19 protein-coding genes and 3 tRNA genes are annotated in these 21,594 nt (G+C 67.9%); 16 read left to right on the plus strand and 6 right to left on the minus strand.

Annotation, left to right across the window (positions count from 1 at the left end):
• The first annotated feature begins 12 nt into the window (after nucleotides 1-12).
• Together mmsB and ACTQ49_RS03325 are read left to right on the plus strand one after the other, a co-directional pair.
• Nucleotides 13-927 (plus strand): 3-hydroxyisobutyrate dehydrogenase, encoded by a 915-nt coding sequence (gene mmsB, locus ACTQ49_RS03320; RefSeq protein ID WP_441826423.1) that lies wholly within the window; start codon nucleotides 13-15, stop codon nucleotides 925-927.
• Complete coding sequence (locus tag ACTQ49_RS03325) at nucleotides 924-1,706, plus strand: enoyl-CoA hydratase (protein ID WP_441826424.1); 783 nt, start codon at nucleotides 924-926, stop codon at nucleotides 1,704-1,706. Before mmsB ends, ACTQ49_RS03325 begins: the two co-directional genes overlap by 4 nt.
• Before the next feature lie 99 nt (nucleotides 1,707-1,805).
• Here ACTQ49_RS03325 and ACTQ49_RS03330 read toward each other — a convergent pair whose 3' ends face one another.
• The 3 genes from ACTQ49_RS03330 to ACTQ49_RS03340 all read right to left on the minus strand — a co-directional run bounded on the left by ACTQ49_RS03330 (nucleotide 1,806) and on the right by ACTQ49_RS03340 (nucleotide 4,890).
• Nucleotides 1,806-2,309 carry a MarR family winged helix-turn-helix transcriptional regulator gene (locus tag ACTQ49_RS03330; RefSeq protein WP_441826425.1) on the minus strand — a complete coding sequence of 168 codons (504 nt, stop codon included), beginning with the start codon at nucleotides 2,307-2,309 and terminating at the stop codon, nucleotides 1,806-1,808.
• An 82-nt stretch (nucleotides 2,310-2,391) separates the two neighbouring features.
• Nucleotides 2,392-4,131 (minus strand): AMP-binding protein, encoded by a 1,740-nt coding sequence (locus ACTQ49_RS03335; protein ID WP_441826426.1) that lies wholly within the window; start codon nucleotides 4,129-4,131, stop codon nucleotides 2,392-2,394.
• Nucleotides 4,132-4,308: 177 nt separating this feature from the next.
• Entirely contained in the window at nucleotides 4,309-4,890 is a 582-nt protein-coding gene (locus tag ACTQ49_RS03340; protein ID WP_441826427.1) for a TetR/AcrR family transcriptional regulator, read from the minus strand.
• A gap of 188 nt (nucleotides 4,891-5,078) precedes the next feature.
• On the opposite strand from ACTQ49_RS03340, the gene ACTQ49_RS03345 reads away from it, so the two are divergent.
• Together ACTQ49_RS03345 and ACTQ49_RS03350 are read left to right on the plus strand one after the other, a co-directional pair.
• Nucleotides 5,079-6,287 carry an acyl-CoA dehydrogenase family protein gene (locus ACTQ49_RS03345; RefSeq protein ID WP_441826428.1) on the plus strand — a complete coding sequence of 403 codons (1,209 nt, stop codon included), beginning with the start codon at nucleotides 5,079-5,081 and terminating at the stop codon, nucleotides 6,285-6,287.
• Between the two features lie 77 nt (nucleotides 6,288-6,364).
• Nucleotides 6,365-7,144: an SDR family NAD(P)-dependent oxidoreductase gene (locus ACTQ49_RS03350; RefSeq protein ID WP_441826429.1), complete on the plus strand. Its 780-nt coding sequence runs from the start codon at nucleotides 6,365-6,367 to the stop codon at nucleotides 7,142-7,144.
• Between the two features lie 87 nt (nucleotides 7,145-7,231).
• Here the strand turns inward: ACTQ49_RS03350 and ACTQ49_RS03355 are convergent, their stop codons facing one another.
• Nucleotides 7,232-8,413 carry an acetoin utilization protein AcuC gene (locus ACTQ49_RS03355; protein ID WP_441826430.1) on the minus strand — a complete coding sequence of 394 codons (1,182 nt, stop codon included), beginning with the start codon at nucleotides 8,411-8,413 and terminating at the stop codon, nucleotides 7,232-7,234.
• Nucleotides 8,410-11,073, minus strand: coding sequence for a GNAT family N-acetyltransferase (locus tag ACTQ49_RS03360; RefSeq protein ID WP_441826431.1), 2,664 nt, complete (start codon nucleotides 11,071-11,073; stop codon nucleotides 8,410-8,412). Before ACTQ49_RS03360 ends, ACTQ49_RS03355 begins: the two co-directional genes overlap by 4 nt.
• Before the next feature lie 292 nt (nucleotides 11,074-11,365).
• On the opposite strand from ACTQ49_RS03360, the gene ACTQ49_RS03365 reads away from it, so the two are divergent.
• The 3 genes from ACTQ49_RS03365 (at nucleotide 11,366) to rpmG (ending at nucleotide 11,802) form a co-directional block, all read left to right on the plus strand.
• Nucleotides 11,366-11,438, plus strand: a tRNA-Thr gene (locus tag ACTQ49_RS03365).
• A gap of 65 nt (nucleotides 11,439-11,503) precedes the next feature.
• Nucleotides 11,504-11,578 (plus strand) — tRNA-Met (locus ACTQ49_RS03370).
• Between the two features lie 53 nt (nucleotides 11,579-11,631).
• The gene (rpmG, locus tag ACTQ49_RS03375; RefSeq protein WP_343885101.1) at nucleotides 11,632-11,802 is read left to right on the plus strand and encodes a 50S ribosomal protein L33; all 171 of its coding nucleotides are present in this window, start codon (nucleotides 11,632-11,634) and stop codon (nucleotides 11,800-11,802) included.
• A 494-nt stretch (nucleotides 11,803-12,296) separates the two neighbouring features.
• On the opposite strand, the gene ACTQ49_RS03380 is transcribed toward rpmG, so the two are convergent.
• Nucleotides 12,297-14,576 carry an esterase-like activity of phytase family protein gene (locus ACTQ49_RS03380; protein ID WP_441826432.1) on the minus strand — a complete coding sequence of 760 codons (2,280 nt, stop codon included), beginning with the start codon at nucleotides 14,574-14,576 and terminating at the stop codon, nucleotides 12,297-12,299.
• Nucleotides 14,577-15,030: 454 nt separating this feature from the next.
• On the opposite strand from ACTQ49_RS03380, the gene ACTQ49_RS03385 reads away from it, so the two are divergent.
• The 9 genes from ACTQ49_RS03385 to rplA all read left to right on the plus strand — a co-directional run bounded on the left by ACTQ49_RS03385 (nucleotide 15,031) and on the right by rplA (nucleotide 21,200).
• A complete protein-coding gene (locus ACTQ49_RS03385) occupies nucleotides 15,031-15,477 on the plus strand; it encodes an FAS1-like dehydratase domain-containing protein (RefSeq protein WP_441826433.1) in 447 nt (148 codons plus the stop codon).
• Nucleotides 15,474-15,890 (plus strand): MaoC/PaaZ C-terminal domain-containing protein, encoded by a 417-nt coding sequence (locus tag ACTQ49_RS03390; RefSeq protein WP_441826434.1) that lies wholly within the window; start codon nucleotides 15,474-15,476, stop codon nucleotides 15,888-15,890. The genes ACTQ49_RS03385 and ACTQ49_RS03390 overlap by 4 nt, the downstream gene beginning before the upstream one ends.
• 59 nt (nucleotides 15,891-15,949) lie before the next feature.
• The gene (locus tag ACTQ49_RS03395) at nucleotides 15,950-17,104 is read left to right on the plus strand and encodes a UDP-N-acetylmuramate dehydrogenase (RefSeq protein WP_441826509.1); all 1,155 of its coding nucleotides are present in this window, start codon (nucleotides 15,950-15,952) and stop codon (nucleotides 17,102-17,104) included.
• A gap of 151 nt (nucleotides 17,105-17,255) precedes the next feature.
• Nucleotides 17,256-18,038: a WecB/TagA/CpsF family glycosyltransferase gene (locus tag ACTQ49_RS03400; protein ID WP_441826435.1), complete on the plus strand. Its 783-nt coding sequence runs from the start codon at nucleotides 17,256-17,258 to the stop codon at nucleotides 18,036-18,038.
• A gap of 67 nt (nucleotides 18,039-18,105) precedes the next feature.
• A tRNA-Trp gene (locus tag ACTQ49_RS03405) sits at nucleotides 18,106-18,178 on the plus strand.
• A 108-nt stretch (nucleotides 18,179-18,286) separates the two neighbouring features.
• Entirely contained in the window at nucleotides 18,287-18,988 is a 702-nt protein-coding gene (gene secE / locus ACTQ49_RS03410; protein ID WP_441826436.1) for a preprotein translocase subunit SecE, read from the plus strand.
• A gap of 26 nt (nucleotides 18,989-19,014) precedes the next feature.
• Entirely contained in the window at nucleotides 19,015-19,854 is an 840-nt protein-coding gene (gene nusG, locus ACTQ49_RS03415) for a transcription termination/antitermination protein NusG (protein ID WP_441826437.1), read from the plus strand.
• 94 nt (nucleotides 19,855-19,948) lie between these two features.
• On the plus strand, nucleotides 19,949-20,377 hold the full coding sequence (gene rplK / locus ACTQ49_RS03420) for a 50S ribosomal protein L11 (protein ID WP_420174524.1): 429 nt from the start codon (nucleotides 19,949-19,951) through the stop codon (nucleotides 20,375-20,377).
• Between the two features lie 118 nt (nucleotides 20,378-20,495).
• The gene (gene rplA, locus ACTQ49_RS03425; protein ID WP_441826438.1) at nucleotides 20,496-21,200 is read left to right on the plus strand and encodes a 50S ribosomal protein L1; all 705 of its coding nucleotides are present in this window, start codon (nucleotides 20,496-20,498) and stop codon (nucleotides 21,198-21,200) included.
• Nucleotides 21,201-21,594: the final 394 nt, after the last annotated feature.

Genomic DNA, 21,594 nt, shown 5'->3' on the forward strand with positions numbered 1-21,594 from the left:
GGAAGGACTGACATGACGCAGACCACCGTGGCCTTCATCGGCCTGGGGAACATGGGCGCGCACATGGCCGCCAACTGTGCCAAGGCTGGCTTCACCGTCCGCGGCTTCGATCCCGTGTCCGAGGCCCGCACCCGCGCCGAGGAATACGGCATCATCAACTGTGCCTCGGCGGCCGAGGCTGCCAGCCAGGCGCAGGTGGTGGTGACCAGCCTGCCCAATGGCAAGATCCTGCTCGGTGCGCTGACGGGGGAGGACGGCCTGCTGGCCGCCGCTCCCGCGGGCACCCTGTTCATCGACACCTCCACCGTGGGCGTTGCCGACTGCCTGGCGGCTCGTGAAGCCGTCATGGGGGCCGGCCACACGCTGGTGGAGTCACCGATGTCGGGCGGCACCGTCGGTGCGGAGAAGGGCACGCTCACCTTCATGGTGGGCGCCGACGACGAGGCCGACCTGGAACGGGCCCGCCCCGTCCTGGAGGCCATGGGTGCGAAGATCGTGCACTGCGGTGGGGCCGGCGCCGGCCAGGCCGTGAAGTTGTGCAACAACATGGTGCTGGCCATCAACATGATCGGCATCAGCGAGGCCTTCGTGCTGGCGGAGCGGCTGGGTGTCAGCCACCAGGCCTTCTTCGACGTCGCCTCCACCAGCACGGCACAGTCATGGGCGCTCAACACGAACTGTCCGGTGCCCGGCCCGGTGCCCACCAGCCCGGCCAACCGGAACTACGAGCCAGGCTTCATGGGCGCGCTGATGGCCAAGGACCTGGGCCTGGCCCTGGGGGCGATCGACCTGTCCGGCACCGACGCCCAGCTCGGGCGCCTGGCCGTGGAGTTCTACCGCCAGTTCAGCGAGGGTGAAGGCGCCCGCAAGGACTTCTCGGGCATCATCAACAGCATCCGTGAGCAGTCCACTGACCAGGAGGCATGAGCATGACCGAGTACCAGAACATCCTCGTCGAGACCCGCGGGCGGGTGGGTGTCATCACCCTCAACCGGCCCAAGGCCCTCAATGCGCTCAATGACCAGACGATGCGCGAGGTGGTCGCGGCCGGCCGTGAGTTCGACGCCGACCAGGGCATCGGCTGCATCATCCTGACCGGATCGGCCAAGGCCTTCGCGGCAGGCGCCGACATCAAGGAGATGGCGGAACGGTCGGCCACCGACATGTACATGTCGGACTGGTTCAAGGGGTGGGAGGACTTCACCCGTCTGCGCACCCCGGTGCTGGCCGCAGTCTCCGGCTACGCCCTGGGCGGTGGGTGTGAGCTGGCGATGATGTGTGACTTCATCCTGGCCTCGGACACCGCCAAGTTCGGCCAGCCGGAGATCAACCTGGGCGTCATCCCCGGCATGGGTGGCTCGCAGCGCCTCACTCGTGCGGTGGGCAAGGCCAAGGCGATGGAGATGTGCCTCACCGGCCGGATGATGGACGCCGATGAGGCCGAGCGGGCCGGCCTGGTCTCGCGGGTGATCCCCGCCGACGACCTGATGGACGAGGCCCACAAGGTGGCCGAGACCATCGCGTCGAAGTCGCTGGTGGCGTCGATGATGGTCAAGGAGGTCGTCAACGCGGCCTTCGAGACCGGCCTGGCGCAGGGCATCGACTATGAGCGTCGGGTCTTCCACTCGGTCTTCGCCTCCGAGGACCAGAAGGAGGGCATGGCGGCCTTCGTCGAGAAGCGCCAGCCCGACTTCAAGCACTGCTGACCAGGTCAGCAGAACCCCTGATCGGCTCGGGGACCGTGGTGGCGTCCGCGGTCCCCGAGCCCCTTTTCTGTGCGCTTTCCCCGCCGTGCCCCGTCAGCCTCACCCGAGGTCGCCGGTGCGCTCCCGGAAGGCATTGCACAGCTCCAGCAGCTGTTCCTGCTCGGCCGGTTCGAAGCCCATGTCGGTGAAGACCTCGTTGAGTGCCCGGGCGGCCTGCTGCACCAGGGTGATGCCCTGATCGGTGATGGCGACCAGGGTGCCGCGGCCGTCGGTGGGATTGGGCCGGCGTTCCACCAGTCCGTCGGCCACCAGCCGGTCGACGGTGTTGGTGACGGAGGCGGGGTGCACCTGGAGGCGGGCGCTGGCCTTGCTCATCGGCAGGGCGCGGGCACGGCTGAACATCAACAGGGCCAGCAGCTCGAAGCGGGAGAAGGTGATGCCGAAGGGCTTGAGCGCCGTCTCGATCCGTCCCATCAGGAGTTGGTGCACGCGGACCAGGGAGACCACCGTGGTCATCCCGGTGGCGGCGTGTTCCCACCCGTGTGCGGTCCACTGCCGGCCGGCCTCGGCGATCGGGTCGGTGGTGGTGCGCGCCTGCGTCATGGGTCCTCCTGGGGGCACGTGGGCCCGCTCGGGCATCCGGTGGATGCCCGGGCGGGATCCCGGTCCTTCGTTGATGTCTGGCTCAGCCTCGCAGCGACGGGAAGTCCGTGTCCGCGAACTCGGTGCTGGCCTTGTCAGCGCCACCGTCGGCGGCGTGGATCTCGTTCTCGCGCTTGCGCAGGTCGACTCGGCGGATCTTGCCCGAGACGGTCTTGGGCAGGTCGTGGAATTCGAGACGACGGATGCGCTTGTACGGGGCAAGCGTCTCACGGCAGTGCTTGAGGATCGACTCGGCGGTCTCGGCAGTGGGCTCGTGTCCCGCGGCCAGCACCACATAGGCCTTGGGCACGGCCAGGCGGATGGGGTCGGGCGACGGGACGACGGCGACCTCGGCGACGGCCGGGTGCTCGATGACGGCCGATTCCAGCTCGAAGGGCGAGAGGCGGTAGTCGCTGGCCTTGAAGACGTCGTCGCTGCGGCCGACGTAGGTCAGGTAGCCGTCCTCGTCGCGCTCGGCGATGTCACCGGTGTGGTAGTAGCCGTCGCGGAAGGCGTCGGCATTGCGGTCGGGGTCGCCGTAGTAGCCAGGGGTGAGGCCGACGGGGCGGGGGTCCAGTTTGAGGCAGATCTCGCCGACGTCGCCGATCTCGTCGGTGGCCGGGTCGATCAGCACGACGTCCATGCCGGGCAGCGGACGGCCCATCGAGCCGGACTTGACGGGCTGGCCGGGGGAGTTGCCCACCTGCAGCGAGCTCTCGGTCTGGCCGAAACCGTCGCGGATCTGCGTGCCCCAGGCCTTCTCCACCTGGCTGATGACCTCCGGGTTCAGCGGTTCACCGGCGGCGACGAGCTTCTTGGGCGGGTTGGTCATCTGGCTCAGGTCGGCCTGGATCAGCATCCGCCACACGGTGGGCGGGGCGCAGAAGCTGGTGACGCCCTCCTTGCTCATCTGGGCCATCAGGGCCTTGGCGTCGAAGCGGCCGTAGTTGTAGAGGAAGACGGTGGCGCCGGCGATCCACGGGGCGAAGAAGTTGCTCCACGCGTGCTTGGCCCAACCGGGCGCGGCGACATTGAGGTGCACGTCGCCGGGTTCCAGGCCGATCCAGTACATGGTGGTGAGGTGGCCGACGGGGTAGCTGGTGTGGGTGTGCTCCACCAGCTTGGCCTTGGAGGAGGTGCCGGAGGTGAAGTAGAGCAGCAGCGTCTCGTCGGCCTTGGTCGGCGCGTCGGCGCTGAACTCGACGGGTGCCTGGAAGGAGTCGGCGAAGAAGTGCGTGGGGTGCTTGTCCTGGGCGGCCTCGCCCTCGCCCACCTGGATGACGGTGAGCTCGCGCGGCACGTCGGCGAACTTGGCGGCGTCACCGACATTGGCGATGACCCAGCTGATCTCGGCCCGCTCGGTGCGGTCGTCCAGATCGGCGGCGCCGAGCATGACGGTGGTGGGGGCGATGACGGCGCCGAGCTTGATGCAGGCGAGCATGCTCTCCCACAGCTCCACCTGGTTGTTCAGCATGATCATCACGCGGTCCTGGCGCTTCACGCCCAGACCGCGCAGCCAGTTGGCGAGCTGGTTGCTGCGCTCGCTCATCTCGGCGAAGGTGCGGCGGGTCTCGGGGCCGTCCTGGTCCGCGATCACCAGGGCGAGGCGGTCTCGGGAGTCGGGTTCGGTGGCCAGGTGGTCGAACCAGTCGAGGGCGAAGTTGAACTCCTCGAATCGGGGCCACTCGAAGCTGGCGCGCGCGGCGTCGTAGTCGTGCTGCAGGCTGACGAGGTGGTCGCGGGCGGCCTTGAACTGCTCGGTGGCCGTGCTGTTGGCGGTCATGATGCTCCTGTCCGACGGTGGAGAGGCGTGGCGGCACTGCCACTGTGATCTATGTCACATGGACTCTACTTGGATCTCAAACTAAATGCGAGACCCAATCGGCAGGAATTCTGGACAATTTTGTCCGGCGTCCGGTTGTAGGACGGGGTGGTGGGTGCTGGTCGGCCGGCGTGGTGCTCAGCTCGACTGGATGCCTCGCAGCACCAGCTGGCCCAGCTCGGCGTAGGCCTGCGAGGGAGTGGTGGCCGTCACGCCGCCCTGCTGGATGTGCTCCAGCATCACCTCGATGAAGTGGGCTGTCAGGTCCACGGGGAGCTTGCGGAATTCGCCCTCCTGGATGCCGCGTTCCACCAGGCTGCGAATCTTCTCCGTGGCCAGACGGGTATTCGTCTCGTAGACGCGACGGGCGAGGGGGGTGGTGGCCACGTCGCGCATGAAGGCGGGGGAGGCGGGTTCCATGGCTGCCGCCATGGCGTCGAAATAGGCCTCCATGGCCAGCGTGGGCGAGCGATGGGTGGTCAGTGCCAGATCGGTTCGACGGGCCACCTCTCGGAAGAAGCTCACCAGGACGCGGCGAATCACGTCGTCGCCGGTGCGGCCCAGGGAGTAGAGCGTGGACTTCGAGCAGTGCAGCCGCTGCGCGGCGCCGTCCATGGTGAAGTCTGCAAATCCCTCGGCGAGGAAGTGGGTGAGCAGCGCCTCGAAGATCTCCCGCTGGCGGGGGGTGGCCAGTGGGGTGTTGGTGGCGGGCTCGCTCACGGTGCTTCTCCATCCGGTCGGCGGTGTGACAATTTTCACGCCAGGGCTTCCCCTGGGTGCGATTCGGCAGTACGGTACAGGCAATGATCGTACTGTGTGGCTCGCGTCGCACAGATCAGGACCTGCGGTGAGACCCGAATTCCCACGTGGGGTGCAAGGGCGCTCCTTACGACCGAGAGGAAAGAATCATGCCACCCGTAGTGCGCGGCGAGACCACCAGCACCAAGCAGCCCCACCAGATCCCCTTCCCCGACGCCGACCTGCTTCACGTGGCAGACAGGCTGGAGCCCGCCGAGCGGGAGCGTCTGCAGCAGCTGCACGACTTCCTCCAGTCCGAGGTGCGCCCCGTCGTCGGCCCCTTCTGGGACCGCGAGGAGTTCTGCTTCGACCTGCTGCCCAAGCTGGCCGAGTACGGTCTGGGCGAGCTGGAGTTCTCCGGTGCCAGCCGCCTGTTCAAGGGCCTGGCCTATGCGGAGGTCACCCGCGCCGACGTCTCGCTGTCCGCGCTGGTGGGCATCCACAACGAGCTGGTGCTGGACCTGATCAACCAGCTTGGGTCCGAGGAGCAGAAGCAGACCTGGCTGCCGGGTCTTCGTCGCTTCGAGAAGGTGGGCTGTTTTGCGCTGACCGAACCCGACCACGGCTCCGACATCGCGGGCGGCCTGGCCACGTCGGCCACCCGCACCGACGAGGGCTGGGTGATCAACGGTGAGAAGCGCTGGATCGGCGGTGGCACGTTCTGCGACTTCGCGATCGTCTTCGCCCGGGACGTGGCCGACAGCTCGGTCAAGGGCTTCATCGTGGAGAGCGACCGTGAGGGCTTCCAGGCCACCAAGATCGAGAACAAGATGGGTCTGCGCATCATGCAGAACGCGGACATCACCTTTGATGACGTGCTCATCCCCCACGAGAACCTGATCCCCGGGTGCGCCTCCTTTGCCGCCACCAACGAGATGCTGCGCAATTCCCGTGCCTGGGTCGGTTGGCAGGGAGCCGGCGTGCAGCTGGCCATCCTTGACTGCGCCCGCGAGTACACCCTGGGACGTGAGCAGTTCGGCAAGAAGCTGGCCAAGTTCCAGCTGGTGCAGGAGCAGCTCGCCCGCATCGTCGGCAATGCCTCGGCCTCGCTGGCGATGATGTCCCAGATCGCCTGGCTGCAGGAGGACGGCCGCTTCGACATGCCGCACGCCGCCATGGTCAAGGCCACCAGCACCCGGCTGGCCCGGGAGTCGGCCGCCGCCGGTCGGGGTCTGCTGGGCGGCAACGGCATCATCACCAGCCACGAGATGTCGAAGCTCTTCAATGACGTGGAGATCCTGTTCACCTATGAGGGCACCTATGAGATCAACTCGTTGATCGTCGGCCGCGCCATCACCGGCGTCTCGGCCTTCGTGTGAGCAGCTTCGTGTGAGCAGCTTCGTCTGAGCAGCTTCGTCTGAGCCCCACCACCCACCACAGCAGGAGAGGAAGAACCATGGATCTGGCACAGCTGGGCCCTGCCGGTGCGATCGTCACCGGCGGCGCCTCCGGTCTGGGCGCTGCCACCGCAGCGCACCTGGCCGCCAAGGGCATGACCGTCACGGCCTTCGACCTGGCGTCGGGCATCGAGAAGATGCAGCAGGCCGGACAGGCCCATCCCGACGTGACCTATGTCGCCGTCGACGTCACCGACGAGCAGGCCGTGCAGGCTGCCGTTGAGGAGGCCGCAGGGCGGGCGCCGCTGCGCGTGGCCGTGAACTGCGCGGGCATCTGCCCCTCGGCGCGCATCGTCGGACGCAAGGGGGTGCACGACGGTGGCCTGTTCGCCACCACCATCACGGTCAACCTGGTGGGCACCTTCCACGTGCTGGCCCACGCGGCCGCGTCGATGGCTGGCAATGAGCCCGTCGACGAGGACGGTCAGCGCGGCGTGATCGTGAACACCGCGTCGGTGGCCGCCTTCGAGGGTCAGGTGGGCCAGGCTGCCTATGCCGCGTCGAAGGGTGGCGTGCACTCGCTCACCATCTCCGCGGCGCGTGACCTGTCCAGTCAGGGCATCCGGGTGAACAGCATCGCGCCGGGCGTGGTGTGGACGCCGATGATGGAGGCCATCAATGAGGACTTCCGGAACGAGTTGGAGGCCCGCGTGCCCTTCCCGGCCCGCTTCGCGAAGCCCGAGGAGTTCGCCGCGCTGGTGGGCTCGCTGGTGGAGAACGACTACCTCAATGGGGAGACCATCCGCCTGGACGGTGGACTGCGGATGCCGCCTCGCTGAGGATCCCTCGCGGGTGTGGCCGCGTTGGGACGCCCCGGCCTGCCGTGCAGGGATCTGCCGTGCAGGCCGGGGCGTCGTCGCGTTCGCTCAGTGGTAGGGCTGCAGCCCCCACCACGGGAAGACCGCCCGTGACGTGGCCACCAGGGCCGGGTCCGGCTCGTCGGGATAGATCTTGTCCGTGGTCAGGATGCTGGTGCTGATGGTTGCGTCGGGGTCGCCCATGGTGGGGCAGCCCTCGTCGCGCAGCCGGCTGGCCCAGTCCTTCGGGGTCGGCATCGTCGGATCGACGGGAGTGCCCGCCACCTCCGCCAGCAGGTGGGTCCAGGCCCGGGCGGCGGCGTCGCGACGGTAACCTCCGCCGCCGACGGCCACCCAGCGTCCACCGGCATAGCGTTCCGCCCACACGCCCACCTGGCGCATGGAGATGGACATGGCGTCCATGGTGATCGGCAGGTGGGTGAGCGGATCGCTGCGGTGCGGATCGGCGCCGTGTTGGGTCACCAGGATCTGCGGGCGGAAGGCGCCCAGCAGGGGTGGCACGACGGCATTCATGGCGCGCAGCCACTGCAGGTCGCAGGCGTCCGGCGGCAACGGCACGTTCACGGCGGTGCCGAAGGCGTCCGGCCCGCCGATCTCGTGCGCGAAGCCGGTGCCGGGGAACAGGTGCAGCCCCGTCTCGTGGACGGAGATGGTCAGCACGCGCGGATCATTCCAGAAGGCCTGTTCCACGCCGTCGCCGTGGTGTGCGTCGAGGTCCAGGTAGGCCACCCGCTGGGCGCCCTGGTCCAGCAGCCAGGCGATCGCCACGGCCGCATCGTTGTAGAGGCAGAAGCCAGCAGCCTGGGCCGGCATGGCGTGGTGCAGCCCGCCGGACACGTTCACGGCGCGGCGTGCCCGGCCCGTCCAGACCAGTTCCGCGGCGGTGGTGGTGGCCGCGGCAATCCGGGAGGCGACGTCCGGCAACCCTGGCACGACGGGATTGTCCTCCCCGCCGATGCCCAGCTCGGGGTGCTCCTGGCCGTCGTGCAGCGCCTGGACGTACTCGTCGGAGTGCACCAACCGCAGCAGGTCGTCGCTGGGCTCGCGGGGTGCCACCAGGTCGTACTGGTCGAGCACGCCGCAGTGGTCGGCCAGCTCGATCGCCAGTCGCACCCGGTCCGGCCCCATCGGGTGGGTGTCTCCAAAGCTGTACTCGGTCAGCACACCGTCGTGCACCAGGACGGGGCGGGTGCCAGGGGGAGCGGCCGGGGGAAGGGTGGGGGCACTCATGTGGCGCGCCTGGCCAGAGGGTCACGTTCCACGGGCATCGGGACGATCCGCATCCGCCCGCCGACGATCGCGGTGCCGCCGGGGGAGGCGATCACCGGCTGCAGCTCGATCTCGGCCAGCGCCGCCTGGTCATCCTTGAGCAGGGCCAGCCGCACCAGCACGTCGCTGATCGCATCCATGTCCACGGGCCGCGAGCCGCGGTAGCCGTGCAGCAGGGGCGCGGCCTGTAGGTCGTCCAGCAGGGCACGGGCGTCGCGGGGGTGCAGGGGTGGGACGCCCCACGCGATGTCGCCCAGCAGGTCCGACGGTGGCCCGGCCACCCCGACACTGATCATCGGGCCCAGCACGGCGTCCTCCAGCCCGCGCACGGTCAGCGAGGTTCCGGTGGCCATCGTCGTCTGCACCACCGGCTTGAGCTCGAGTGGGTCCAGGCCGTCGGTGAGTCCCAGGTCCTGTGCGGTGCGGCCCAGCGACTCCCAGGCGCGCTCCATGCCCTCGGCATCCTCGATGTGGAAGAAATTGGTGGCCAGCTCGGGACGTCCACGCACCAGCGAGGCGGTGGCCTTGAGGACGACGTCCCAGCCCAGCTCCTCGGCCGCTGCGACGGCCTGCTCCAGGCTCGTGACAGGCCGCCACGGCACCAGGGTCAGGCCGTAGGCATCCAGGATCTCGGCGCACTCGGCGTCGGTGGCCCAGCGACCCTCGGGGGCATCGGCCAGGATCTCCTCGATGATGGCGCGGGCACGGCGGGTGTCGCCCGACGGCAGGGCGTCCTGCTCGCCGGCGCTGCGCTGGCGCTCCCGGTGGTTCTCGTTCTCCACCACCAACGCCAGGGCCTGCAGGGCGTCGGCGTAGTGGGTGAAGGTGGGCAGTTGACCCATCCCGTCGTCGCCGTCGGTGCGCATCGGGGCGTCCCGGAAGCCGACGAAGACACCCACGACGGGCACTGGGCTGGTGCTGGCGATCTCGGTCAGGCCGCGGTGCACCTCGTCGAGCAGGGGGTCGGCCACCTCCACGACGGCGCTCACCACGGCGTCCACCTCGCCGCTGGCAGCGGCTTCGGCGGTGCGGGCAATCAGCTGTTCGGCGGCGGGCTGGTCGTGCACGACGACGGGATCGCCGGGCTCCAACCCGAAGCGGATGGCGGCCTGTGCCATCTGGTGCGCCAGCCCACCCGAGTTGGCGATCACGCGCACGCGCCGGCCGCGGGGAATGGGCTGGCGGGCGATCAGCTGCGCGATGTCGTACATGGTGTCGCGTCGGCTCACCACAATGGCGCCGGTCTGGTTGATCACCTGGTCCAGCGCCTTGGCCGGCGCGCTGGGCAGGTCCAACTGGTCATTGCGGGCGGAGTTCAGGGCACGCGACGGGGTGAACACCACCACGGGTTTGGTCAGTGCCAGGCGTCGCATCACGCGGAAGAACTTGCGCGGGTTGCCGACGGAGTCCAGCGAGAGCAGGCAGACGCGCGTGCGTTCGTCGTCGGTCCAGTACTGCATCACGTCATTGCCGGTGACGTCGGCGAAGGCGCCGGTGGCGATGAAGGAGGACAGGCCGATGCCGAGCTCCTGGGCGCGGGCCAGCACGATGGTGGCCACGCCGGCGGTCTGGGTGAACAGGCCGACCACGCCGCGTCGGGGGCGTCGGGCGGGGGAGGCGTTGAGGCAGACCTCCGGATCGGTGTTGACCAGGCCCAGGGCGGTGGGGCCGAGCGCCCGCAGCCCATGGGTGCGCGCCCAGGAGACCAGCTGGCGGGCGTCCTCCTGGCCGATCGGGGCGGGGCTGGTGCCGGCCAGCACCAGGATGCCGCGGGCATTCTTCTCCGACGCCTCGACGATCAGCTCTTCCAGCCCGTCGACGCCGGCCCGAACCACCACCAGATCGATGTCGCCGGAAATCTGGCGCAGGCTGCGCTCGTGGCTCTCGGTGGAGCTGTCGGCGGTGGTCACCACCAGCAGCTCGCCGCGGTAACCCACGTCGGCGATGGAGCTGATGATCGGGCTCACCTGGGAGACCTCCCCGACGACGGCCATCCGTCGGGGGGTCAGAAGGCCGCGGATGGCATTGCTCTCCGCCTTGTGTTCGCGCTGCTCCATCACCTCGCGCGACTTCTCGGTGGCCTCCAGCGGGAAGTCCACCAGGATGCAGCCGTCGCTCAGCTCGGGCCGCACGGAGTAGCCGGCACGGGTGAAGACTTGCACCATGCGTCGGTTCTGGGTGAGCATCTCCGCGGTGAAACGCTCGACGCCGCACTCGCGCCCGATCTGCGCCAGGTGCTCCAGCAGGATGTTGCCCACGCCGCGGCCCTGCTGGTCGTCCTGCACCAGGAAGGCGACATTGGCCACCCGCTGGGGGAGGAACTGCTCGATCACCTCGTAGTGGGCGAAGGCGACGATCTCCTCGTCGACGGCCAGCAGGATGGCCACCCGGTCACGGTTGTCCGGGTTGGTGTACTCCTCGAGCTCCTGCTCGCTCAGCGTCGGGTGGGCGGCGAAGAAGCGGAGGTACTTGGACTGTTCGGAGACGCGGGAGTAGAAGGCGACCATCGCGTCGCGGTCTTCGGGGGTGATTGGTCGCAGCTGCGCGATCCCACCGTCGGCGAGGACGACATCGGCCTCCCACTGGGCGGGATCACTGGCGGCGCTGGAGGGCCAGTTCATGGTGAAAGGCTAGGCGAAGGGGCGGACGCTGGCCAGAGTGTCCGGGCCGCTTTCGGGTATGGGATGGGGTTGCCGCGTGACCCGCTGCCCGGGAGGGGTTGGCCGATGGCTTTCTTCTCCCGCTGGTGGGAGTGGTTTTGGGAATCGCCGACGCGACGCCGATTTGTGTTGGTGACGCAACTTCCTCTAAAGTTCTGCGGGTCGCCCGGAGCAGGAAGTCCTGATCGGGAGACTGGCCAGAGAGTCAGATTTGGCAGGACGAAAGCCCTGTACTAAGCTGAATCCTCGGCACGCCCCTATAGCTCAGTAGGCAGAGCGTCTCCATGGTAAGGAGAAGGTCAGCAGTTCGATTCTGCTTGGGGGCTCTGATTGTTCACGGACGGCCGTTGACCCAGCGGCTCGGGAAACCGAACAGGTTCGCGAGCAACATGGCGGGGTAGCTCAGGGGTAGAGCAAGCGGCTCATAATCGCTGTGTCGCGGGTTCGATTCCCGCCTCCGCTACCAAGATAGATCCACCTCTGCCACAGGCAGACCACGCTCCACACGAAGGAACGAACATGGCCAAGAAGGGCGGGGACATTCGTCCCAAGATCACGCTTGCCTGCACCGAGTGCAAGGAGCGCAACTACATCACCAAGAAGAACCGTCGCAATGACCCAGATCGTCTTGAGCTGAAGAAGTTCTGCCCCAAGTGCAGCAGCCACACCGCTCACCGCGAGACCCGCTGAGCAGTTACTGAACTTCAGAACCGGCCGTCACCCGTCATGGGTGGCGGCCGGTTCTGCGTCGTCCAGCGGCGGGGGGGTGGCGGGAGTGGCGCGTGGGGTTGGTGCTTTCACTGGTCTGGGGGGCTCCCTGGCCCGGTGTCCCTCGGGCCCAGTGTTTGCGCGTCGCGTGGGTTTGGTGGTCTCGCGACGGGTATTGCGCACGCGGGGTGTTGGAACCCACGCGGGATCAGTGCTGGTGTTCCAATCCCACGCGGGGTCAGTGCTGGGGGCTCCAGGCGGCCCGGTGTTTGCGCGTCGCGTGGGTTTGGTGGTCTCGCGACGGGTATTGCGCACGCGGGGTGTTGGAACCCACGCGAGGGCGGGGCTGGGTGTTCCAATCCCACGCGAGACGAGCGGGAGACCAGGTCCGCCGGCCCCCCCGGGACAACAACGAGCTCCCGGACCATGGTCCGGGAGCCCGCATGTTGCCCCATCTCCAAGGGGCAGCGGCTGGGTCAGCCCTTCAGCTTGCGGCCCAGGTTGAGGAAGACGGTCTCCCCATTGTTGTCGTCGACGCCGTCATTGTCGGTGATGACGTACAGGTCACCCCGGGCGTCGACGGTCATTCCCTCCAACTTCTCCTGGGTCCAGCCCTTGGTGGCCTGCAGGTGCGGCAGGACGTCGACGGCCAGTTCCTTGGCCAGTACCGGGAGCAGCTGGCCGTCGGCGACGCCCTTGCCCTTGATGTCCACCGTGTAGATGCGCTTGATGCTGGCGTCGGGACCATTGAGCTTGTCACGCTCGATGACGGCGAGGGTGTCCTGGTCGAGCAGGTGGATCTCGCTCAGGCCGATCCAGTCACCCTCGACGTCGGTGCTCTCCAGCTGGTAGCCGTAGAAGGTGCAGGTTCCGGCCTTCACGTCATAGCGGCCGATGCGGGTGACGTCCTCGCCCTTGGCCTCGCGCTGCATGGCGACGTAGAGCACGGAGCCGTCGGCGGTGCCGGTGATGCCCTCGATGCCCTGCTTGCCCAGCTTGGCGGTGTAGCCCTCGGGCAGTGTCACCTCGCGGAGCACGGCACCCCTGGCGTCGGTCTCGACGAGCATGTTCTCGGGACCCTTGGCGCCCTCGACGCCCAGCCAGAAGCCGGAACGATCCCGCTTCAGCCAGATGCCCTCGACGTCATAGCTGGCCTGCTTGCCGTCCTTCGTGACGGGGATCTCGCGGGTGATGCGAGCCGGCTGGGCCTGCTTGCCCTTGCCCTTGGCCTGCGATCCGGTGGCCTCGATCTGCAGGATCCGGGTGTCCTTGTAGGCGGCGTCAGTGGCGCTCCAGAGGAGGCCGGGCTTCTTGGGGTCGGCGGTCAGCGCGCCCAGGGCACCCCATGCAATGTCATGGGTGGCACTGATCTGCGGGTAGGCGGGCTTGGCCTTGCGGCTGAACTGGTAGGTCTGCACGGTGGCGCGGATGTTGTTCTCGGCCTCGTCCACCTCGCTGGAGACCACGAGCAGGTTGCGCGACGGCACCGGCAGCAGTCCCTCGGGGCCATTGGTGGAGGGCAGCATCTGCAGGTAGCGCGGCTTGCTGGGCTTGCTCACGTCGTAGACGGCGACGACATTGGCACGCTCGGAGCCGACGAAGGCGTAGCGCTTGCCGTTGAAGGTGGCCACTGCCAGGCCCTCGGGCTCGACGCCCTTCTTGGCGGCGCGACCCTCCGGCCAGTGGCCATTGGCGATGACGGCCTGCTCCAGGCTGTTGCCCGCATCCCAGGTGACCTTGCCGCTGGTGGCGTCGAAGATGGTCCAGCCGCGGGTGCCACCCTTCCAGTCGCCCTCGTTGGCGATGGCGACGTGCCGGCCGTCCACCCAGCCGATGCTGTCGGGCTCACGCGGTGCGGTGATGCTGTCGGTGGGGTTGATGACCCCGTCCTTCTTGGTGTCGACGCCGTCGACGGTGGCAGTGCCGGCGCTGAAGTGGTTCAGCACCTTCTGGGCGCGGGGATCGATGATGGCGATGTGGTTGTTCTCCTGCATCGTCAGGGCGACGCGGCTGCCATCGGGGCTGAACTTGACGTACTCGGGCTCGGGATCGGTGTTGGCCACCATGCCCTGCAGACCGGTGAGGTCGGTGCGCTTGACCTGCCAGTCGGCAACGTCGGCGGTGAGCTCCAGCGACGCGAGGAATCCCGCGGGAGGCTGCGGGATGTCGCCCTCCTCGAGGCCCTCGGGGGTGAACTCCTCGTCACGCTGATTCTCGATGGCGATGGCGGCCCAGCGGCCGTCGGGGCTCACGTCGATGGAGTCGGGCTGGCCGCCCAGGTCGATCTCGCGCAGCAGCTCGCGGCTCTTGAGGTCGAAGACCAGCATGCTGCCCTTGGGATCGGTGAAGTTGCCGTCGGTCTTGTCGACGCAGACCAGGATCTTGTCGCCGGTGGCGTAGACGCTGGTGGGCTCGCCGGGGACGGCGACGGTGCCGAGCGGCTTCGGGTTGGCCGGGTCTCGGAGGTCCACGAAGCCGATGCGCTTGCCGGCCGCGTCGGTGTAGATGACGGTCTTGCCGTCGGGCGTGATGGTGGAGATCTCGGCCACCGCCACCTCATCCTTGCTGGCGTTGAGGTAGGCCGGGAAGGTGGAGACGCGCTGGAAGGAGCCGGCCGCCTTGTTCTGGTGCTTGCCGTGATGGTGCCCAGCGCGGTCGGAGCGGTCGGCGTGGGCGACGGGCGCGGTGCAGGCGAGGCTGACGGCCAGGGCGACTGCGGCCAGGCCGGCGGATCCGCGACGGATGCTGCTGTTCAAGGTTGTTCCCCTCACGAGTGGGGGCGCGGACGGGGTACTCCGCGCCGTGGTGGAGGGCTCAGCCAAGCAATCCATGGTGAACGTCGGGGGAGGCGTTGGTGTGGCAACGGTGAACGAGCCGGGCGTTCTTCTGCTGGGGTGGGAATGCTGGGGTGCGCACGGGCTCCGACGGGTGTCCGGGTGAGCGGGAGCTGCTGGGTTGGCTGGTGTAGGGGTGTGCCCGTGGGGCAGCCGTCGCTCCCGTGGGACAGCCGTCGCGTGGGTTTGGTGTGCTCGCGATGGGTAGGGCGCGCGCGGGGTGTTGGAACCCACGCGGGGCTGAGCCAAAGGGGGCCAAACCCACGCGGGGCTGAGCCAAAGGGGGCCAATCCCACGCGGGGCTGCGGTGATCACCCCACAACCCCACCTGCCAGCCATCCACCCGGGCCGGACGACGGCCGGTAGCCTTGACCGCATGCCGATCACCCCTGAACACGTCGGGCGCAGCTATCCGCCCACGGCCCCGTATCGCGTCAGTCGCGCCAAGATTGCCGAGTTCGCCGCGGCGCTGGGCGGCCGGGAGGGTGGCGACGCGAACCCCGCCTACGCCGGTGAGAACCCCATCGCCCCGCCCACTTTCGCGATCGTGATCGGCGCGCAGGCCTGGGATGCCCTCTTCCAGGACGAGGAGCTCGATCTGGCCCTGATGCGCACCATGCACGCAGACCAGAAGTTCGTCTGGCACCGCCCCATGCGGGAGGGCGACGACGTGGTGGCCCAGCTCACCATCGAGAAGGTGCGCAATCGCGGCACCACGGACATGGTCACGGTCGGTGTGGAGATGCGCACCGTCCAGGGGGAGGCGCTGTGCACGGCCACCAGTCAGCTGATCCACACCCGGCCCGAGGAGGAGCAGGCATGAGCTTCGATCCCGCCCAGGTTGCCGTCGGCGACCAGCTGCCCGGCCTTGACGTGCACATCACCCGAGAGCAGGTGGTGCGCTACTCGGGTGCCTCCACAGACTTCAACCCCATTCACTTCAGCGATCGGCATGCCCGCCAGATCGGACTCGACGGCGTGGTTGCCCACGGCATGTGGACCATGGGCACCGCACTGCGCGTGGTGACCGACTGGTGCCAGGATCCGGCTCGCGTCACCAGCTATTTCGTGCGTTTCACCCGTCCGATTCTGGTGCCCGACAATGACGAAGGAGCCCCCGTGCACTTCAGTGGAAGCGTGACAGCAGTCAGCGACGGTATGGCCACCGTGGCCCTGACCGCCACCAGCGACGACGACAAGGTGCTGGGTGCCGTGAAGGTGGAGGTGGCGCTGTGAGCCTGCCCATTGATCTGTCCTCCCTCTCCGAGGGCCCTGAGTCCAACGGCCCGGACGTCCTGACACCCGGCGCCGAGCCGGCGAGCTGCGAGACCACCCACACCGAGTCAACGGCGAGCCCGGCACCCCAGCAGGGTGAGGTCTCCTCGCTGCTCGCCGACCACACCACGTTGCGGCTGGGCGGCCCTGCGCGTCGGATGGTGGTGGCAACCACGGAGCAGGAGTTGGTGGCGGCCGTCCGCGAGGCCGATGAGGCGGGCGAGCCACTGCTGGTGCTCTCCGGCGGCTCCAACCTGGTGATCGGCGACGAGGGTTTCCCCGGCACGGTGGTGAAGGTGGCAACGCGTGGCATCTCGGCTGATGTCTCGGACTGCGGCGGGGCCGTGGTGACGGTGGCGGCGGGTGAGGTGTGGGACGACTTCGTCGCGCATGCCATCGCGAACGAGTGGCGTGGCCTGGAGGCGCTCTCGGGCATTCCCGGGCTGGTCGGCTCCACCCCGATCCAGAATGTCGGTGCCTATGGCAGCGACGTCTCGCAGACCATCTACCGGGTGCGCACCTATGACCGGGTGGCGGGGGAGTTGCGCACCTTCACGGCGCCGGAGTGCCAGTTCGCCTACCGCGACTCGGTCTTCAAGCAGACGCGCATGCCCGACGGCGGCCCGACGGGACGTTATGTGGTGCTGGAGGTCACCTTCCAGATGCTGCTGGGCAATCTGAGCGCCCCCGTGGGATACCAGGAGCTGGCCAACCGTCTGGGCATCCAGGTGGGGCAGCGGGCTGACATGACCCTGGTGCGTGAAACCGTGCTGGCCCTGCGTGCGGGCAAGGGGATGGTGAGCGATCCGTCCGACCATGACACCTGGAGTGCGGGCAGCTTCTTCACCAACCCGATCCTCACCGCGCAGGAGGCCGAGCAGCTGCCGGAGGCGGCTCCTCGGTACCCGGCCGGCGAGGGGCGGGTGAAGACCTCGGCGGCCTGGCTGATTGACCATGCGGGCTTCCAAAAGGGTTTCACTGTTGGCGCAAAGGTCAGTCTTTCCACGAAGCACACCTTGGCCTTGACGAACAGGGGAGGAGCCGCAACCTCTGACCTGATGGAACTTGCGGGCGTGGTCAGGCGCGGGGTGACGAGGAAATATGGCGTCACGCTGATTCCGGAGCCGGTCCTCGTCGGCTGTACGATTCCTGCCGAGGCTCCACCAGAAGCGTGAAAGACCTAGTCCATTCCCCCTGTAGGGCGGCCGTCCGGGGCACCTGACCGAGCGGCTCTCAGCTTTTTTACCGTAGTCTCGAATCGGCGCGGCCCTGGTGGATTCATTTCCTTACAGCGCAGGGCCGTAGACGTGACACAGGGGGACATAAATGAATTCTGGGCAGGTTGGCCACGAAACCGTCGTGCTCGACGGGGTGCCGATCCACGCGCTTTCCGAAGCGGGGACGGTGGACCACGTGATGGCCGAACTCGACGCCGGGCGTGGTGGTCTGCTGTTGACCGCCAATGTGGACATCATGTTCCGCCTGCGTGCCCCCGAGCATGCTGATCTGGTCTCGGAGGCCACCACCGTGGTGGCCGACGGAATGCCCCTGGTGTGGGCGAGCCGTCTGCTGGGCACGCCACTGCCGGAGCGGGTGACGGGTGCCGATCTGGTGTGGAAGCTGTCGGAGGCCGCGGCCCGCGAGGGTCGCAAGGTCTTCCTGTTGGGCGCCGGTCCCGGCGTCGCCGAACGTGCGGGAGCCACCTTCGTGAAGGCCTACCCGGGGCTCCAGGTGGTGGGCCACGAGTCGCCGCCCAAGGGCTTCGACAAGGATCCGGAGTACATGGCCGAGCTCGCCCGACGGATGGTGGAGGCGCAGCCGGACCTGGTCTTCGTGGCGCTTGGTTTCCCCAAGCAGGACCGCGTCGCCCTCGCCCTGCGCGAGCACCTGCCCGCCACCTGGTTCATGGGCTGCGGCGGCGCGCTGGACATGGCCGCGGGGGAGGTGCCGCGGGCGCACCCCCTGCTGCAGGAGGTGGGCGCGGAGTGGCTGCATCGTCTGGTGCAGGAGCCACGCCGACTGGCGCGTCGCTACCTGGTGGACGACTTGCCGTACGCTGTGGGACTGGTGGGTCAGGCCGCGTTGACGCGCGTCCGGGGCTCCAAGTAGGAGTCAGTTCGACTCCGGGGCCCAAAAGCCCTACACTTTTCATCTTGGTGGTGCTCAGCGCCACCCAAGGGCAATAGCTCAACTGGCAGAGCAGCGGTCTCCAAAACCGCAGGTTGGGGGTTCGAGTCCCTCTTGCCCTGCGAAGCAGGTCTCTTGACCTGCCGAACAGTCCAGAAGGCTCGTGGGGGCGAGCACGTCGATCCGAGAGGGTCACCGAGCAAGCCGAGAGGCGAGAACGAAGGAACACCGTGACCGACGACCAGACGCGCAAGTCTTTTGATGACGCCGCAAGCCAGTCGGATCCGGAAGAATTCCTGGACGTTCCCTCTGGCGAGCAGCTTGCCGCCCACACCGACGATGTTGCCCCCGGCGAGATCGTCGATCCCGAGGCCGAGGAGCTTCGCGGAGAGCCCGTCCAGGACGACACCCCCGGCCACGCCGATCCCGAGGACATGGTGATCGACGATCCGGAGCAGCTCGCGGCGGCTGAGCGACTCGCCGCACAGGCCCGCTCGTCGCGTCCCAAGCGTCGCAGCCGCGCCGAGGCTTCCGCCGCGGGCGCGGCGGAGGAGTCGGAGCCGGTGGAGACCGCCGGGTCCGTCGAGACCTCCGAGTCAGCTGAGGGGCAGGCCGCGGCCCAGCCCGTCGTGCCCCGTCCGGTGCGTCGCCAGTCGGCCAAGGCCCAGGAGCTCGAGTCTGCAGCTCCCCAGGGTCGCAGTGCCAGCGCCAAGAAGTCGTCGAAGGCGGCTGCGGCACAGCCCAAGCGCACCACGCCGGTGGCCTTCGTCGGACAGTCGGCCGACGAGCTGCGCAAGGTCATCTGGCCGACGGGTGCCCAGCTCAGCCAGTACTTCGTGGTTGTCCTGCTGTTCGTTCTGTTCATCGTTGCCTACGTCGGACTTCTTGACCCCGCCTTCGGCTGGGTCATGCTGAAGTTCCTCGGCAAGTGACCCAGTCAAACCAACGGAGACATCACGTGACCAATCCTGAATTCGACGAGTCCGTCGACGAGACCCCCGAGGTCGAAATCGATCTGGGCCAGCTCGATGACATCGAGGACACCGAGGAGCCTGAGCAGGAGCTCAACCTCGACTTCGGTGACGATCTGGCCGACGAGGCCGACAAGATCGAGCTGCACTTCGACGATGACGAGGACGAGGCCACCGACGAGGACGAGGCCGAGTCCAGCGAGGACGCCGACGCTGCCCTGGAAGCTGCCCTCGAGGAGCTGCGCCAGGAGCTGCGCACCAAGTTCGGCGACTGGTATGTCATCCACACCTACTCCGGCATGGAGAACCGTGTGAAGCAGAACCTGGACGCCCGCGTCCAGACGCTGAACATGGAGGACTACATCTTCGAGACGATCGTGCCCACGGAGCAGGCCGTCGAGATCCGCAATGGTGCCCGCAAGACGGTGACGCGCACCGTGCTGCCCGGCTACGTGCTGGTGCGCATGGACCTCACCGACGAGTCGTGGGGCACCGTCCGTCACACTCCCTCCGTCACCGGTTTCGTCGGCAATGGCCAGACGCCGGTTCCGCTGAGCCTCGACGAGGTGGAGCGCATGCTCACCCCGTCCATCGCCGCCCGTGTGGCCTCGGAGCAGACCGCTCCGACGCCGCGGACGCGCAAGAAGGTGGAGGTTGTCGACTTCCAGGTTGGCGACTCCGTCCAGGTGGTCGACGGCCCGTTCGCGGGTGTCCACGCCACCATCACCGAGATCAACGTGAACAGCCAGCGGCTCAAGGCCCTGGTCGAGATCCTGGGTCGCGAGACCCCGGTCGACCTGACCTTCCCGCAGATCGCTCGCATCTGACGGCAGTTCACGTCGGGCCGAGCCGCCAGTTCGGCCCCCAGCAAGACCAGTGGCGACGCATCCCGCGTCGCCCAGCCAAGAAAAGGACCCAAACATGCCTCCCAAGAAGAAGGTAGCGGCGCTCGTCAAGGTCGCCCTGCAGGCGGGTGCAGCCACTCCCGCACCGCCGGTCGGTACCGCTCTCGGCCCGCACGGCGTCAACATCATGGAGTTCTGCAAGGCGTACAACGCCAAGACGGAATCCCAGCGTGGAAACATCGTCCCCGTCGAGATCACCATCTACGAGGACCGCACCTTCACCTTCATCACGAAGACCCCGCCGGCCGCCGAGCTGATCAAGAAGGCCGCTGGCCTCAGCAAGGGCTCCGCCGCTCCGCACAAGGACAAGGTGGGCAAGCTCACCGCTGACCAGGTGCGCGAGATCGCCACGACCAAGCTTCCGGACCTCAACGCGAACGACGTCGAGCAGGCCATGAAGATCGTCGCCGGCACCGCCCGTTCGATGGGCGTCACCGTCGAGTGACGCTCCCCGCTGCCCGCAGTTGGGGCGGCACCCCTGGGAGGGCCTGCGCGGCCCGCACCAGAACCTGGTGGATCAGCCCTCGAGGCTGACTGCAACACAAACGTAAGGAACCAGATCAATGAAGCGCAGCAAGGCCTACATGGCCGCCGCCGAGAAGCGTGACGAGAACGAGCTCTACTCTCCGGAGCAGGCCCTCGAGCTCGTCAAGGCTGGCGCGTCGGCCAAGTTCGACGAGACGATCGATGTCGCCATGCGACTCGGCGTCGACCCCCGCAAGGCGGACCAGATGGTCCGTGGCACGGTCAACCTCCCGCACGGCACCGGCAAGACGGCAAGGGTCCTTGTCTTCGCCAATGGCGCCAACGCCGAGGCCGCGAAGGCGGCCGGCGCGGACGAGGTTGGCTCGGACGAGCTGATCGAGAAGGTGGCTGGCGGCTACCTCGACTTCGACGCCGTCGTGGCCACGCCCGACCTGATGGGCAAGGTTGGCCGCCTGGGCCGCGTCCTGGGCCCCCGTGGCCTGATGCCGAACCCCAAGACCGGCACCGTCACCATGGACGTCGCCAAGGCCGTCAGTGACATCAAGGGTGGCAAGATCGAGTTCCGTGTGGACCGTCACGCCAACCTCCACTTCCTGATCGGCAAGGCGTCCTTCAACGCCGAGCAGATCGTGGACAACTACTTCGCCGCCCTGGACGAGATCCTGCGACTGAAGCCGAGCTCCTCCAAGGGCCGCTACATCAAGAAGATCTCCGTCTCCTCCACCATGGGCCCGGGCGTCCTGATCGACCCCACCAAGGTGAAGCCGGCCGAGAAGGCCTGAGCAGCACCCCTGTAGCACCAGAACTCCCCGTCAGCCTTGCTGGCGGGGAGTTCTTGCGTGTGCTGGCGTTGGGCGTGGAGCTCGTGCGGGGGCTGGTGCCTCGCGTGGGTTTGGTGCCGCCACTCTGCTCTCGCGTGGGTTTGGGCTCGTCACTGTGCTCTCGCGTGGGTTTGGTGGCTTCGCGACGGGTAGAGCACACGCGGGGTGATGGATCCCACGCGGCGCTGTGATGGGGAGTTGGAACCCACGCGGGGTAATGGAGGCCACGTGGGGTGATGGAGGCCACGCGAGGGTGGTGGCAGGGGCCTGTGCCGTTGGCAGCTGGTCGCTGGTCTTGGGCCGGGCGCAGTGGGCCCTGTCCTCGCGTGGGTTTGGACTCGTGAGATAGCCCGCG

The sequence above is a fragment of the Luteococcus sp. Sow4_B9 genome, assembly GCF_052116585.1.
Classification (GTDB): domain Bacteria; phylum Actinomycetota; class Actinomycetes; order Propionibacteriales; family Propionibacteriaceae; genus Luteococcus.

Excerpts from the sequence above, each read along its gene's own strand:
- mmsB (WP_441826423.1), top strand. The coding sequence starts at position 13 with ATGACGCAGACCACCGTGGCCTTCATCGGCCTGGGGAACATGGGCGCG.
- ACTQ49_RS03325 (WP_441826424.1), top strand. The coding sequence starts at position 924 with ATGAGCATGACCGAGTACCAGAACATCCTCGTCGAGACCCGCGGGCGG.
- ACTQ49_RS03360 (WP_441826431.1), bottom strand. The coding sequence starts at position 11,073 with ATGAACTGGCCCTCCAGCGCCGCCAGTGATCCCGCCCAGTGGGAGGCC.
- ACTQ49_RS03345 (WP_441826428.1), top strand. The coding sequence starts at position 5,079 with ATGCCACCCGTAGTGCGCGGCGAGACCACCAGCACCAAGCAGCCCCAC.
- rpmG (WP_343885101.1), top strand. The coding sequence starts at position 11,632 with ATGGCCAAGAAGGGCGGGGACATTCGTCCCAAGATCACGCTTGCCTGC.
- ACTQ49_RS03400 (WP_441826435.1), top strand. The coding sequence starts at position 17,256 with ATGAATTCTGGGCAGGTTGGCCACGAAACCGTCGTGCTCGACGGGGTG.
- ACTQ49_RS03355 (WP_441826430.1), bottom strand. The coding sequence starts at position 8,413 with ATGAGTGCCCCCACCCTTCCCCCGGCCGCTCCCCCTGGCACCCGCCCC.
- ACTQ49_RS03350 (WP_441826429.1), top strand. The coding sequence starts at position 6,365 with ATGGATCTGGCACAGCTGGGCCCTGCCGGTGCGATCGTCACCGGCGGC.
- rplA (WP_441826438.1), top strand. The coding sequence starts at position 20,496 with ATGAAGCGCAGCAAGGCCTACATGGCCGCCGCCGAGAAGCGTGACGAG.
- rplK (WP_420174524.1), top strand. The coding sequence starts at position 19,949 with ATGCCTCCCAAGAAGAAGGTAGCGGCGCTCGTCAAGGTCGCCCTGCAG.
- ACTQ49_RS03390 (WP_441826434.1), top strand. The coding sequence starts at position 15,474 with ATGAGCTTCGATCCCGCCCAGGTTGCCGTCGGCGACCAGCTGCCCGGC.
- ACTQ49_RS03330 (WP_441826425.1), bottom strand. The coding sequence starts at position 2,309 with ATGACGCAGGCGCGCACCACCACCGACCCGATCGCCGAGGCCGGCCGG.
- ACTQ49_RS03335 (WP_441826426.1), bottom strand. The coding sequence starts at position 4,131 with ATGACCGCCAACAGCACGGCCACCGAGCAGTTCAAGGCCGCCCGCGAC.
- ACTQ49_RS03385 (WP_441826433.1), top strand. The coding sequence starts at position 15,031 with ATGCCGATCACCCCTGAACACGTCGGGCGCAGCTATCCGCCCACGGCC.